Source organism: Pseudomonas sp. MWU12-3103b (assembly GCF_023100615.1).
In the GTDB taxonomy this organism is placed as follows: Bacteria; Pseudomonadota; Gammaproteobacteria; order Pseudomonadales; family Pseudomonadaceae; genus Aquipseudomonas; species Aquipseudomonas putida_A.
This window is the reverse complement of the sequence record NZ_JALMEY010000001.1, coordinates 59,920-73,732: the sequence shown is the minus strand read 5'-3', so window position 1 is coordinate 73,732 and position 13,813 is coordinate 59,920. Positions and strand designations below refer to the sequence as shown.

General features: G+C 60.2%; 12 protein-coding genes. 2 read left to right on the top strand and 10 right to left on the bottom strand.

The genetic code is table 11. The features are described from left to right. Positions 1 to 194: 194 nt before the first annotated feature. The 4 genes from gltP to M0808_RS00360 form a co-directional block, all read right to left on the bottom strand. Positions 195 to 1,526, bottom strand: a complete 1,332-nt coding sequence (gltP, locus tag M0808_RS00375) for a glutamate/aspartate:proton symporter GltP (protein WP_103367992.1) — start codon at positions 1,524 to 1,526, stop codon at positions 195 to 197. Positions 1,527 to 2,228: 702 nt separating this feature from the next. After that, positions 2,229 to 2,693: an inhibitor of vertebrate lysozyme family protein gene (locus tag M0808_RS00370; protein ID WP_247839457.1), complete on the bottom strand. Its 465-nt coding sequence runs from the start codon at positions 2,691 to 2,693 to the stop codon at positions 2,229 to 2,231. A gap of 2 nt (positions 2,694 to 2,695) precedes the next feature. Further along, positions 2,696 to 2,860, bottom strand: a complete 165-nt coding sequence (locus M0808_RS00365) for a DUF1328 domain-containing protein (protein WP_003177151.1) — start codon at positions 2,858 to 2,860, stop codon at positions 2,696 to 2,698. A 72-nt stretch (positions 2,861 to 2,932) separates the two neighbouring features. Further along, the gene (locus M0808_RS00360; RefSeq protein ID WP_047297449.1) at positions 2,933 to 3,217 is read right to left on the bottom strand and encodes a hypothetical protein; all 285 of its coding nucleotides are present in this window, start codon (positions 3,215 to 3,217) and stop codon (positions 2,933 to 2,935) included. A gap of 426 nt (positions 3,218 to 3,643) precedes the next feature. Between M0808_RS00360 and algB the strand changes: the two genes are divergently transcribed. Next, on the top strand, positions 3,644 to 4,990 hold the full coding sequence (gene algB / locus M0808_RS00355) for a sigma-54-dependent response regulator transcription factor AlgB (RefSeq protein ID WP_027610247.1): 1,347 nt from the start codon (positions 3,644 to 3,646) through the stop codon (positions 4,988 to 4,990). Between the two features lie 10 nt (positions 4,991 to 5,000). Next, positions 5,001 to 6,791 (top strand): KinB sensor domain-containing domain, encoded by a 1,791-nt coding sequence (locus M0808_RS00350; RefSeq protein ID WP_247839455.1) that lies wholly within the window; start codon positions 5,001 to 5,003, stop codon positions 6,789 to 6,791. On the opposite strand, the gene M0808_RS00345 is transcribed toward M0808_RS00350, so the two are convergent. The 6 genes from M0808_RS00345 to M0808_RS00320 form a co-directional block, all read right to left on the bottom strand. Continuing rightward, on the bottom strand, positions 6,788 to 8,404 hold the full coding sequence (locus M0808_RS00345; protein ID WP_247839453.1) for an EAL domain-containing protein: 1,617 nt from the start codon (positions 8,402 to 8,404) through the stop codon (positions 6,788 to 6,790). The genes M0808_RS00350 and M0808_RS00345 overlap by 4 nt on opposite strands. 73 nt (positions 8,405 to 8,477) lie before the next feature. Then, the gene (locus M0808_RS00340) at positions 8,478 to 9,257 is read right to left on the bottom strand and encodes an N-acetylmuramoyl-L-alanine amidase (protein ID WP_247839451.1); all 780 of its coding nucleotides are present in this window, start codon (positions 9,255 to 9,257) and stop codon (positions 8,478 to 8,480) included. Between the two features lie 100 nt (positions 9,258 to 9,357). Continuing rightward, a complete protein-coding gene (locus M0808_RS00335) occupies positions 9,358 to 11,442 on the bottom strand; it encodes a GGDEF domain-containing protein (RefSeq protein WP_247839449.1) in 2,085 nt (694 codons plus the stop codon). Continuing rightward, the gene (locus tag M0808_RS00330) at positions 11,439 to 12,317 is read right to left on the bottom strand and encodes an endonuclease/exonuclease/phosphatase family protein (RefSeq protein ID WP_027610242.1); all 879 of its coding nucleotides are present in this window, start codon (positions 12,315 to 12,317) and stop codon (positions 11,439 to 11,441) included. The genes M0808_RS00335 and M0808_RS00330 overlap by 4 nt, the downstream gene beginning before the upstream one ends. Before the next feature lie 14 nt (positions 12,318 to 12,331). After that, positions 12,332 to 12,973 carry a thiol:disulfide interchange protein DsbA/DsbL gene (locus tag M0808_RS00325; RefSeq protein ID WP_027610241.1) on the bottom strand — a complete coding sequence of 214 codons (642 nt, stop codon included), beginning with the start codon at positions 12,971 to 12,973 and terminating at the stop codon, positions 12,332 to 12,334. 200 nt (positions 12,974 to 13,173) lie between these two features. Next, positions 13,174 to 13,785, bottom strand: coding sequence for a c-type cytochrome (locus M0808_RS00320; RefSeq protein ID WP_247839447.1), 612 nt, complete (start codon positions 13,783 to 13,785; stop codon positions 13,174 to 13,176). Positions 13,786 to 13,813 lie beyond the last annotated feature (28 nt).

Below are 13,813 nucleotides of genomic sequence, written 5' to 3'. Positions count from 1 at the left end.
TCCCCCGGAAGATGCGGCGAATGATAGCGGGGTCGCCAGAAACGACAAACCCCGGATTGCTCCGGGGTTTGTTGGTAAGGCTTGCATCAGTCACTGTGGGAGCGAGCTTGCTCGCGAAGGCGGTGTGTCAATCAACATAATTGTTGGATGTGCCGGCCTCTTCGCGAGCAAGCTCGCTCCCACAGGGGTTTGCATTATGGCTTGGAAATTTCGCCAGCCGGCAGTTTTTCCTTGCTGCGCCAGTGCGGCAGGGAGTTCCAGTAGCGCTCGCCTTTGGCGTCGTCGTACATGCCTTCCCAGCGCGCGATAACCAGCACTGCCAGGGCGTTGCCGATCACGTTCAGTGCGGTACGCGCCATGTCCATGATGCGGTCGACACCGGCGATGAACGCCAGGCCTTCCAGCGGGATACCGACACTGCCCAGCGTCGCCAGCAGCACCACGAAGGACACGCCCGGTACGCCGGCGATGCCTTTGGAGGTGACCATCAGGGTCAGCACCAGCAGCAGTTGTTGGCTGATCGACAGATCGATGCCGTACAGCTGGGCAATGAAGATCGCTGCGATCGACTGGTACAGGGTCGAACCGTCGAGGTTGAACGAATAGCCGGTCGGTACCACGAAGCTGCAGATGGCTTTCGGTGCGCCGTAGGCTTCCATCTTCTCGATGACGCGTGGCAGCACGGTTTCCGAGGAGGCGGTGGAGTAAGCCAGGACCAGCTCATCCTTGAAGATGCGCATCAGCTTGATCACCGAGAAGCCGAACAGCTTGGCGATCAGGCCCAGCACCACGAAGGCGAAGAAGGCGATGGCGACGTAAACCAGGATCACCAGTTTGGCCAGCGGCAGCAGCGAGGCGAAGCCGAAGTTGGCCACGGTCACCGCGATCAGGGCGAACACGCCGATCGGCGCGTAGTTCATGATCATGTGGGTGACTTTGAACATGCTTTCCGAGACGCCCTGGAACATCTTCACCAGCGGCTCGCGCAGGTCCGACTGCAGGCTCGACAGACCGAGACCGAACAGCACGGAGAAGAAGATGATCGGCAGCATTTCGCCGCGGGCCATGGCCGCGAAGATGTTCGACGGGATCAGGTTGAGGATGGTCTCGATGAACGCGTGTTCATGCTGCACTTCGGCGGCGGTCGCCTGGTACTTGGAGATATCCACCGTGCCCAGGGTGCTCATGTCGATGCCGGCGCCCGGGTGGAACAGGTTGGCCAGCAGCAGGCCGACGATGATCGCGATGGTGGTGACGATTTCGAAGTAGATGATGGTCTTCAGACCGATACGCCCGAGTTTCTTGGCGTCGCCCACGCCGGCGATGCCGACGATCAGGGAGGAGATGACGATCGGGATCACGATCATCTTGATCAGACGGATAAAGATATCGCCTGCCGGTTGCAGGACGTTGCTGATCCACCAGGCTTTTTCGGCACTGAAGTGGTTGAGCAACGCACCAATTGCAATCCCTAAAACCAGACCGATGAGGATCTGCCAGGCGAGGCTGAGTTTTGCCTTCTTCATTATCTTTACCCTTACTTGCGTTTGACTCAGGCACATGCAGGAACTGGAACGCTCTGTCAGCGGAAAAGTCTGTGCATCTGCCTCCGTATAAGGTGCCCCGAAGCGCGTATTTACGGCTCTTCGGCAGGCGAAAAAAGGCGCAACTATTCCGATGCAAGGTTGCGCCGTCTAATGCCGTAAACGCCTACCCTATGCCGAATCGGCATGAGCTTTTTTAATTGAAACTGGCGTCCCAACCGGTTCGATTACGACATTTCAGCCGGCATAAGTGCCGTGAACCGGCCATTGCAGCGTAGATTGGTTATTTTTTAAACGAGAAATTTCGACGGAAATCTTAAGAAAAAGCCTACGTTTGCAGACTAGATGTCCCACTGTTTAAAGGGACTCTTTCTCGATATACGGTCGCCAGGAAACACCGCGTAATGTTTTCGCGCGCAGTGTGAGGCATAAAAAGATGAGCAGGACGCTCTGGATCAATGTTTTTGCATCGGATAAAGCTCAGCGCAAGTCCGTCGAACCACTGAGGGTCGGCGAACCTGCGTCGCAGCTTTTACCCTGACCCGGCCCTCGCGCAGGCACTCCCTGTACCCGTAGGTCACTCCGACCCTGCAACAGTCAGAACGTCCCGGCCCCTTGGTCATGCGCCAGCCTTCCTCGGGTAGGCGCAATAAAGGGCAGCGGGGCGCTGCCCTCATGTTCGAATCAATACCACTTCGGGTCTTTCTTCAGCGTTTCCATCAACAGGTTCTGCATACCCTCATCCGGTTTGCCGAGGAAGCGGTAGGTGGCATGTCGCGTTGGCGACTTGTCGGCCGGCAGTCCTTCGGGAACATCGACGAGCATGGCGTACGCGTCTTTCTTGTCGAAGCTGAACGCGACGATCAAGCGGTGGTTGAGGCACTTGTCTGCGGATTCACAGAGCGGGCCGACCAGGTACTTGTCGCCGTCTTCAGTCACGGCATTCATCTGCTGGTCTGGCGTGCCGGACAGGTTCATCACCCATTCCGGCAGGCGTTCTTCGTGCTTCACAACGCCTTGCCAGGTTTCGCGGTATTGCGGGTCGGAGCTGAGCAGCTCGTTGACCCGCGACTGGCCATCATTGGCCGCCATCGCCATGGCACTACCGCCCATAAGCAGGGCGGCTGCCAGTGTCTTCAAAGCAATCATCGTTAACCTCGGCCGCGACGGCCAAAGAAGAAGGAAGCGATGAACATCACCAGGAACACGACAAAGAGAATCTTGGCGATACCCGTGGCGGTGCCCGCGATACCACCGAAGCCCAGTACGGCGGCGATGATGGCAATGATCAAGAATGTAATTGCCCAGCTCAACATGGTGATTCTCCTTACTTCTCTATTTAGGGATATTGCGTGTTCCGGCGCGATGCGCCTGAATTCTTCGGTTCGTCAGAAAACCCAGCGCTCTTCACGTGGCAGTTGATCCAGCGGCTGTGGCTGATCGACATCCATCATGCGCATCGAGGCGCTTTCGGCCTGACTGCTGCTGACGGCGCTGAAGTGCGTCTGCGTGCTGTGTTGAATCGAGATCAGCGGCTCAGGCTTCTGGCTGTTTTCCCAGCTCAGGTATTGCTGGCAGGCAATCAGGGTGATCAACAGTGCAAGTACGCCAAACAGGCCTTGCTGGATATGCAGTGGCGAGATACGCACTTGGGCGGCACGTTGGCGAGTCATCCTGGGTTCCTCACTCTTATTCGGTTAGGGCAGTGGAATCTGCCCGGGCTGAATGAGTTATTGCAGGCTGCATGCCAGTTTTTTATTTGAAAAATATTCAATAAAATCAATTGGTTGCGAGTGAGTGGAATTCAGCGACGGACGCATCCTGCACGATGGGTCATCTACGGTCGTGCGAAATGCATGATTATTTCGTAGGAGATTTCATTCTTATGGAATTGAGAGCACGTCCCGGATGTCAGAAAAGTACGCAGGGAACCCTCTGTAAATCGGTGATTGTTTAAAAACTCAACGAAATCAACGGATTGGCCGTCAAGGCAGGAGAGAGCTACCCTCCCATGGCTCGCATCGTTCAGAATCAACCATGCAACTTGCCCGATTTTTCCGGGACTAACCCAAGATCAATCACTATGGAGCGTAGGAAAAATGGAATCTGCCACTGAGCATCAAGGCCGCATTCTGCTGGTGGACGACGAGTCCGCCATCCTGCGAACCTTTCGTTACTGCCTCGAAGACGAAGGTTATACGGTGGCCACCGCCAACAGCGCGGCTCAGGCTGATGCACTGTTGCAACGCCAGGTATTCGACCTGTGCTTCCTTGATTTGCGTCTGGGTGAAGACAACGGTCTCGATGTACTGGCGCAGATGCGCGTTCAGGCGCCATGGATGCGGGTGGTGATTGTCACCGCGCATTCGGCGGTCGATACCGCGGTGGACGCGATCCAGGCGGGCGCCGCCGACTATCTGGTCAAACCGTGCAGCCCCGACCAGTTGCGTCTGGCCACCGCCAAGCAACTGGAAGTGCGTCAGCTCTCGGCGCGTCTGGAAGCCCTCGAAGGCGAGATCCGCAAACCCAAGGACGGTCTCGACTCCCATAGCCCGGCGATGAAAGTGGTGCTGGAGACCGCGCGGCAGGTTGCCGGTACCGACGCCAACATCCTTATCCTTGGCGAATCCGGCACGGGTAAAGGGGAACTGGCCCGGGCCATCCACGGCTGGAGCAAGCGCGAGAAGAAATCCTGCGTGACCATCAACTGTCCGTCGTTGACCGCAGAATTAATGGAAAGCGAGCTGTTCGGCCACAGTCGCGGTGCGTTTACCGGCGCCAGCGAAAGTACGCTTGGTCGAGTCAATCAGGCGGACGGTGGCACGCTGTTTCTCGACGAGATCGGCGATTTTCCGCTGACTTTGCAACCCAAGTTGCTGCGTTTTATTCAGGACAAGGAATACGAGCGGGTAGGGGATCCAGTGACTCGCCGCGCCGATGTGCGGATTCTCGCCGCGACCAACCTCAACCTTGAAGACATGGTGCGCGACGGGCGCTTCCGTGAAGACCTGTTGTATCGCCTCAACGTGATCACCCTGCATCTGCCGCCATTGCGCGAACGTGCCGAGGATATTCTGACCCTGGCCGACCGCTTCCTCGCGCGCTTCGTCAAAGAGTACGCGCGTCCGGCCCGGGGCTTCAGTGACGAGGCGCGGGAGGCGCTGCTGGGTTATCGCTGGCCGGGCAATATTCGTGAGCTGCGTAACGTGGTGGAGCGGGCGAGCATCATCTGCCCGCAGGAACGCGTGGAAATCAGCCACCTCGGCATGGCCGAGCAGCCGGCGAACAACGCACCTCGAGTCGGCGCCGCGTTGAGCCTGGACGAGCTGGAAAAAGCCCACATCGGCGCGGTGCTGGCGACGGCGGGCACTCTGGATCAGGCAGCGAAAACCCTGGGCATCGACGCGTCGACCCTGTATCGCAAGCGCAAGCAGTACAACCTGTGAGCGCCCGACGATGAAGCTGGCGATGAAGTTGCGCACTCGCTTGTTCCTGAGCATTTCTGCGCTGATCACGGTCGCCTTGCTCGGGCTGTTGCTCGGGCTGGTCAGCGTGATGCAGATGGCCGGTACTCAGGAAGCAACGATCCGCAGCAACTTCGTGACCCTCGACCTGGGGCTTAAATTGCGCCAGACCCTCGGCGACCAGTTGGTGCTGATGCTGGCCGAAAAACCCGATCCCGCCGCGTTCGAAGCGTCAAAGCAGCATTACCTGCAATTGCTGGATGAAGGCATTTCGCAGGAGGCCGACGGCGATGGCCGCCAGTACGGGTTTACCCAGGCCAAGGCCGACTATCTGAGTTTTCTCCAGGCGTTCGAGCTGTCGCGTAATCCGGGCAATGTGCTCAGCGGCAACAGCGACCTCAGAGAACGCTTCAACATCTTGCGCAACGGTTTGATTGCCGAGCACAAGCACGCGCTGGACAACATCAACGCCGTGCAGCATGACGCCCGGGAAAGGGCGCTGCTGGTCTCCGGCCTGCTCGGGCTGGTGGGACTGGCGGTGCTGATCATCGGCTTTGTCACCGCGCATGCGATTGCCCGGCGTTTCGGCGCGCCGATCGAGGCGCTGGCGCAAGCGGCGGACAACATCGGCCAAGGCAATTTCGAGGTGACGCTGCCGATTTCCTCGGCGATGGAAATGAACCAGCTGACCAAGCGCTTCGGGCTGATGGCCGAGGCGCTGCGCGAGCATCAGGCGACCAACGTCGACGAGCTGCTGGCCGGTCAGCAGCGCTTGCAGGCGGTGCTTGACGGTATCGACGATGGCTTGCTGATGATTGACCGCGAAGGGCATCTGGAGCACCTCAATCCAGTGGCCCAGCGCCAGTTGGGCTGGGACAGTGATCGACTCGGTCAGGGCTTGGGCACAGCGCTGGAGCGCCCGGAACTCGACGCACAACTGCAACTGGTGTTGCGCGGCGGCACCCTTGAGCGTGCTCCGGAAGATTTGAGCATCGAGGTCGATGGCGAATCACGTCTGCTGACTTACAGCCTGACGCCGGTCAGCCACACCCAGGGGCATATTCTTGGCGCGGTGATGGTGCTGCATGACGTCACCGAGCAGCGCGCCTTCGAGCGCGTACGTAGCGAGTTCGTGCTGCGTGCCTCCCATGAGCTGCGCACGCCGGTCACCGGCATGCACATGGCGTTCGGGCTGTTTCGCGAGCGGGCGAAGTTTCCCCCGGAGTCACGCGAGGCGGACCTGCTCGACACGGTCAACGAAGAGATGCAGCGCCTGATGCAGTTGATCAACGACTTGCTCAATTTCTCGCGTTATCAGAACGGTTTACAGAAACTCACCCTAGCGCCGTGCTCCATCGAAGATTTGCTGGCGCAGGCGCAATCGCGCTTCGCGGATGCGGCGGCGGCCAAAGGCATTGCGTTGAACGTCGAAGTGCAGGGGCCGTTGCCGCGCCTGCAAGCCGATCAGGCGCAACTGGACCGGGTACTGGATAACCTGATCGATAACGCCCTGCGCCATACCGCCCGCGACGGGCAGATTCGCTTGCAGGCGCGTCGGCATGGCGAGCGGGTCATCATCAGCGTCGAGGACAACGGCGAAGGCATTGCCTACGGGCAGCAGGGGCGGATTTTTGAACCGTTCGTGCAGGTCGGGCGCAAAAAGGGCGGCGCCGGCCTTGGCCTGGCGCTGTGCAAGGAAATCGTCCAGTTGCATGGCGGGCGCATGGGCGTCTATTCGCGGCCGGGGCAGGGCACGCAGTTCTACATGGCGCTGGCGGTCTAGGCTTCGTCATCCAGCCGGCGTCCGGCGAGGCGCCGTCCACGGGTGATCAGTTCGATGAACTGCACCGCACTCAAGGCTTGGGCGAACAGCCAGCCCTGACCGAACTTGACTCCCTCACTGCTGAGAAACACGGCTTGCGCTTCGTGCTCGATGCCCTCGGCAATCACCTTCAGATCCAGTGCCTGCGCCATGTGAATGATGTGCGGAGCAACGCCACTGCTCGCCGCGTCATGACCGAGTGCGTCGATGAAGGCCTTGTCGATTTTCAGGCAATCCACCGGCAGCGTCTGCAGATAGGCGAGGCTGCAATACCCGGTGCCGAAATCGTCGATCAACACTTGATGGCCGACATCGCGCAAGGCTTGCAGGTTCTCCCGCGCCACCACCACATCGATCAGCCCGCGCTCGGTGACTTCGAAGGCAATCTGCCGCGCCGCAACCCGGTGCAGGGTCAACAGCCTGGCCATGACTTGACCGATGCGCGGCACCATCACGTCGCACGCCGCAAGGTTGACCGAGATGTACAGTTGCGGATTCGCGCGTAGCACCGGCCCCAATTGCTCCAGCAGCCGCTGCAGGACGAAATCGGTCATCTGCCGTATCTGCCCGGTGTTTTCTGCCAATGGAATGAACAGGTCGGGGCTGGTCAGGGTGCCGTCCGGGCGGCGCCAGCGCAGTAGGGCTTCGGCGCCCACGCAATTGCGGCTGTCGAGGTCGAATATCGGTTGATACAGCACTTGTAGCTCGCCCCGTCGTATCGCACCCTGCAGTTCGGCGTCCAGTGACTGGCGCTGGCGCACCAGCAGAAACACGAAGAAACCGGCAAACGCCCCCAGCAGCAGGCAGGCCGGCACCATCCACCACCAGACGGTCGGGATGTGCATGCCACTGCGCGGGGTGATCAGCACCAACTGATATTCCGGATTGTTGGTTGGCATGCGGTAGATCAGCCGTGACTGGGTGACTTGCAGGGCTTCGCGGCTCTTCGGTGGCCAGGTTTCGCTCGGTGGCCAGGTCTGGGCTGTGCCTAGCACCGGAATCGCTCGCCTTCCATGATCGAGTACCACCAGCAGGCTGCTGTCCGGTGGCAGGTCGACCATGTCGGTCAAATGCCCGCGCGATGTCGCCACACGGAAGTTGCCGCGCCCGAGCATCAGCGCCGCGCGGTTTTCATCGGGTTCGGTGGTGGTGTTGAGCCAGTAGCTGTAAGTCGGGCCCTTGATGTCCGGCGTGCGGATGACCGACAGTCCCTCCTGCCGGGGGCGGTTGGAGCAGATCCGCGAGCCGTCCATGTAGGCCGCTTCATAGACGAAGCGATAGTTGAACGTGACCTGTTGCAGGGTGGCGATCATTTCCTCATCGCAACTGCGCAACGGCTGTGCCTGGAGGTCGTCGAGACTTTCGCGCAATTGCCCGAACAGTTGCTCGAGGCGAGCCAGAAAACGCTCGCCTTGGGCATTCATCTCCTGACTCTCGTTCTGCTCGATCTGGCGCATGGCGACGAACATTCCGCCGGCGATCAGCAGGCTTGCACTGAGGACAGCCGCGATCATCGCCAAAAACCACGGGCGATAAAACCAGCTACGCAGCGTCGCTCGGGTAGCAACCATCATGGAATATCCGAAGAATTACCAATGAGTTATAGCTGCTGATTGCGATTTCGCCCTGACCGTCGGGCGGGCGTCATTATTTTGTCTGATTGAGTACCAGCAACAACGCGGCTGTTTGCGCGTCCGGCATACCGTCGAAACGGGAAGGGCGGAAATGCATCTGGAACGCTGCGAGCACATGGCGCGTCGCTACATCCAGCTCGCCGGTTTGCGGGGTGTCGTAACCGACGCGCGCCAGTTGTTCCTGGAACCAGCTGATGCTCGGCAATTCGGCGTTGAACAGCACCTGCTGCCGCGCCACCGCTTGTTCATTAGGCCATACGCCCAAGCCTTCGGCGGCCAGGCGTTTCCATGGGAACAGTGGGCCGGGGTCGAGTTTGCGCAGGGGCGCGATGTCGCTGTGACCGATGATATGGCGCGGGCTGATGCCTTGGCGCTTGCTGATGTCCTTGAGCAGGACAATCAGCGACTGAATCTGAGCTTCGCTATAGGGGAACCACAGGCGCCCGGTCGGCGTGTCCTTGAAGCCTGGATTGACGATTTCAATACCGATCGAACTGGAATTGAGCCAGGTGCGGCCCTGCCACTGGCTTTCCCCGGCGTGCCAGGCGCGCTGGTTTTCATCCATCAGTTTGTAGATGGTGGCGCTCTTGTCGTCGCCGATCAGGTAGTGGCTGCTGACTTCGCCGTGGGTCAGCAGTTGCAGCGAACGCGAGAGCGACGCCGAGGTGTAATGCACGATCACGAACTGCACGCGGCTGTCGTGATTGGCCGAAGGATGGCTGGTGTCGTAACGCGGGCCGCTGGCACAACCGGCCAGAATGAGCAGCGACGCGAGAAGGGTAAAAAATTTCATGGCAAGAGGCAGTACACGCAAGACAGTAATGCAACAGTGTAACGTAATGCCTCGGGTCTCGACGGCCGGCGGGCTGAATTAAACAAAATGGAACAATTACTCAGCCCAGCTCGACCCGGTTGCGCCCGCCGTTTTTTGCGCGGTACAACGCCTGATCGGCTCTTTTGAGCACCAGATCGCTGTGTTCTCCCGTTTTGAACGACGCCAGGCCCATGGAAATGGTGATGGTCACCCGTTCGCCCTTGAAGTGAAACGGGCAGGCTTCGATCGCCGCGCGCAGGGTCTCCAGTAGTTTGGCACCCACCGCAGGCGTGGTCGCCGGCAGCAGCAGAACGAATTCCTCACCGCCAAAACGGGCAATGAAATCCGCAGCGCGCAGGCGTTTGCGCAGCACTGTGGCGATGATCTTCAGCACCTTGTCGCCGGCCAGATGGCCGTAGTTGTCGTTGATGCGCTTGAAATGATCGAGGTCGAGCATCGCCAGGCTCAAGGTGTTGCCGTGTTGCTGCCACTGCTTGATCTCGTGTTCCAGGCGCTCGCTCCAGGCGGCACGGTTGGGCAGGCCGGTCAGCGGATCGATCAGGGCTTTCTGCCGCTGTTCTTCCAGGTGTTCGCGAAAGCCCAGGGCTTCCTGCTCCATGTGCGCCACACGCTCGGCCAGACCCTTGAGGCGTGCCGCCACTTCCTGCTCGCGGGCATCGCGTTGTTTCTGGTGTTGATCCATGGTGCCGAGCAGGCCTTCCAGATGGTTCTCCAGCACTTGCTTGAGGTCATCCAGATCGGCCGCTTCCTGCATGCTGGTCTGCAAACCATCGACCTGCTCGCGGATCTGCGTGTCCATCGCCCGCGCCGCCGAGCTGTTGTCGGCGTGGCCTTCGCTGGCGGCCTGCAGGTTGCTCTGGAACGCTTCGAGGCGCTCGTTGAGTTGCTGCAGATAGGCTTCGAATTCGTGCTGGCCGCTGTCGGTGATCGCCAGCATCAAGGTCGCTAGATCGTCGAGAATCGGCAGCAGTTCGTACCAGTTCAGGCCATTTTTCAACCGGTCGCGCATCGCCTCAGCCTGCGGGCGATGGCGCTCGGGCAGGGTCAGGTCGTCGAGCAGCCCGATCAGCGTGTCTTCGATGTGTTTGGCCACTGAACTGTAAGACGGCTCCGGGGAATCGGGCAAGGCGTACAGAATGTCCTGCTCGGGTTGCTCCGGATCGATGGCGGCCAAAGCCTGGGCAATCGGTTCGGGTAGGGGCAGACTATCGAGGAGCAACGGTGCCGGGATGTCGCCCGGGTGGATCAACTCGTCGGGGTTGAACGCGGCAGCAGGTGCTGGCGCCGTGATCGGGGTGGTCGGCCGTTCGGCTTCAGGTTCGGCCGCTGGCAGTGCAGGTGCAGCAACGGGTTCGCTGATCGGCTCGGCAGCAATGACCGGAGGCACGAACGCGAACACAGGTGATTCGGACTCGGGCTGCACTGCTGGCGTTTGCTTAAGCTCGGCCTCTGGTGGTTGCGCGATGGCCGCTGCAGTGACGGGTGCTGCCGGAATCGGCTCGACCGCTGCGGTTGGCGCGGGTACCGGCTCAGGCGCAGGTTCAGCGTTGACCGGCGTCGGTGTCGGCGTCGGCGTCGGTGCCTGAGGCTGATCCGAAGACTCTGGCACCCCTTCACTGTCACGGCTGCCAAACAGGCGCTGCAAAAAGCCCGGGCGGTCGGGCTCGGGCGGCGTTTCCAACTGGCTCAACGCCTTGCCCTGCAAGCCACTGAGTTCGCTCAGCAGCAGCGGCATTTCCCGCGCCTGGCCGACCCGGCTGTCGAGTTGCTTGGCGAATTTTTTCAGCGGCTGAGCGACTTCCCGAGGCAGCGGCAGCGCTTGTAGCTGGGTGACCAGCGCGGTAAGCGCGGTGCTGACCTGATCGATTCGGGTTTCGCGACGTTGCTCGGAATCGAGCACGGCTTTTTCCAGGCGCGGCAGCAGGGCGGCGAGGCCGGCGTCCATGTCGTCGGTGCGCACCACGTCGCGCATCTCTTTCATGCACTGATCAACGACCTTGTCGGTGCCTTCAGCGGCCAGCGTGCTGCGCACCAGACCGCGGCGCAGCAAGTCGAGCCGGGCGGCCCAGCGACGTTCGAGCTTGTCCTGTTGTTCGATGCTTTTGAGGTACTTCTCTTTCCAGCGCTGGGCGTCGTCGCTCATTCAGGGGTTCCGCGAGGGGCAGGACTCAACGCGGGCAATGCATCGGCCGTGAGCGAACCCGGCAGACGAATCTCTACCGCGACCGGCAGGTGATCGGAAATGGGTTGGGCCAGCACTTCGACCTTTTCCAGGGTCAGGGTCGGGCTGAGCAAAATATGATCAAGGCATCGCTGTGGCCGCCAACTGGGAAAGGTGGCTTGCATCTGCGGGGCCAGCAGGCCGAGATCGCGTAACGGTGACTGTTGTAGCAGATCACTGGCATGGGTGTTCATGTCGCCCATCAATATCTGGTGCTTGTAGCCACTGATCAGGTCACGAATATAGGCCAGTTGCAGGCTGCGCACCCGTGCGCCGAGCGCCAGATGCATCATCACCACCACCAGCGCCTCCGGACCTTCGCCGAAGCGCAGCAGGATCGCGCCGCGACCTTTCGGGCCGGGCAGCGGATGATCTTCGATCGCCCACGGCTTCAGGCGACTGAGCACGCCATTGCTGTGCTGGGCCAGTCGGCCGAGGTTGCGATTGAGTTGTTGATACCAGTAGGGGAAGGCGCCGAGGTGGGCCAGGTGTTCGACTTGATTGACGTAGCCTGAGCGCAGACTGCCGCCATCGGCTTCCTGCAGGGCGACCAGATCGAAGTCGCCAAGCAGGTCACCGATCTTCTGCAGATTGCCTGAGCGCCCGGTGTGCGGCAGCAGGTGCTGCCAGCTGCGGGTCAGATAATGCCGATAGCGCTCGGTGCTGATGCCGACCTGGATATTGAAACTGAGCAAGCGCAAACGATGGTCTGCGGGCAGGCCCGTGGACTCCAGGTGATGCTCGTTGACCTGCGGATCATGCAGGCCAACGCTGCGTTCGGTGCCCCAGCGGCGCATGGCGGTTACCGCGCTTAGTTGGCGGCTGCCTTGTTGGCCGCTCGCTCTTTGGCGACCAGTTGATCAGCCAGTTTCAGGGCTTGCTCGGCACCACCGGCAGAGCCGATGTCGAAGCGGTACTTGCCGTTGACGATCATGGTTGGCACGCCGGTGATTTCATACTTCTTGGCCAGCTCACGCGCTTTGACGATCTGACCTTTGATCGCGAACGAGTCAAAGGTGGCGAGGAACTTGTCCTTGTCCACGCCTTGTGTGGCGAGGAAGTCAGCCATGTCGTTCTTGTCGGTCAGCTTCTTGTGTTGTTTCTGAATTGCTTCGAAAACCGCAGCGTGAACCTTGTGCTCGACGCCCATTGCTTCCAGGGTCAGGAACATTTGGCCGTGAGCATCCCACGGGCCGCCGAACATGGCAGGAATGCGTACGAAGTTGACGTCGGACGGCAGTTTTTCAACCCATGGATTGATCACCGGCTCAAACGCGTAGCAGTGCGGGCAGCCGTACCAGAACAGCTCCACGACTTCGATCTTGCCAGGCTCTGCCACTGGCACCGGGTTGGCCAGTTCGACATAAGGGGCAGCGGGTGCTTCGGCGGCCTGGGCGGTCACGCCGAACAGGCTGGCAGCGACGAGAGCGGCGCTGATGATCAGATTACGCATGCTTTACTCCTGGACAATTTTGGTCGCCTCGCGCGACCTGTTTTCAGACAGGTCCTGGCGGGCATGAGTTCTGTAGTGTAACGGCAGCGGCCACAAAAAAGGGCGGCCAAAGCCACCCTTTTTATACTTGCTGCGACGGATTAATCGAGCGTTAACGTTGCAGGAGATGTCCATCAGCGTTAACGCTCGATTCAGGGCGGTTAGTGCAGGCCCTGGATGTAGCTGGCGACTGCGGCGATGTCTTCGTCGCTCAAGCGCTTGGCGATGGTCTGCATCGTCATGGTGTCGCCGTCGTTGTTGCGGCCGCCTTCTTCCTTACGGAAATCGGTCAGTTGCTTGGCGATGTATTGAGCGTGTTGACCACCCAGATGCGGGAAGCCGGCGGCGGCGTTGCCGGCGCCATTCGGCGAGTGGCAACCGGTGCAGGCTGGCAGCCCCTTGGCCAGATTACCGCCGCGGAACAAAGCTTCACCGCGAGCGACGATCTTCGGATCGGCTGCGCCGACGCTGCCTTTCTGGCTGGCGAAGTAGGCTGCGATGTCAGCCAGATCCTGGTCGCTCATGTTGGTCAGCAGGCCGGTCATTTCCAGAACCTGACGCTTGCCCGACTTGATGTCGTGCAATTGCTTGGTCAGGTAGCGTTCACCCTGACCTGCCAGTTTCGGGAAGTTTGGCGCCATGCTGTTCCCGTCCGGGCCATGGCAGGCTCCGCAGACGGCAGCTTTCGCCTGGCCGGCGGCGGCATCACCGGCAGCATGGGCGAAGCCTGAAATTCCCACGGTCAACAGCAGACTCACGATCAATTTGTTCATCAGCTAATCCAACTACGGCTAAGGGTTA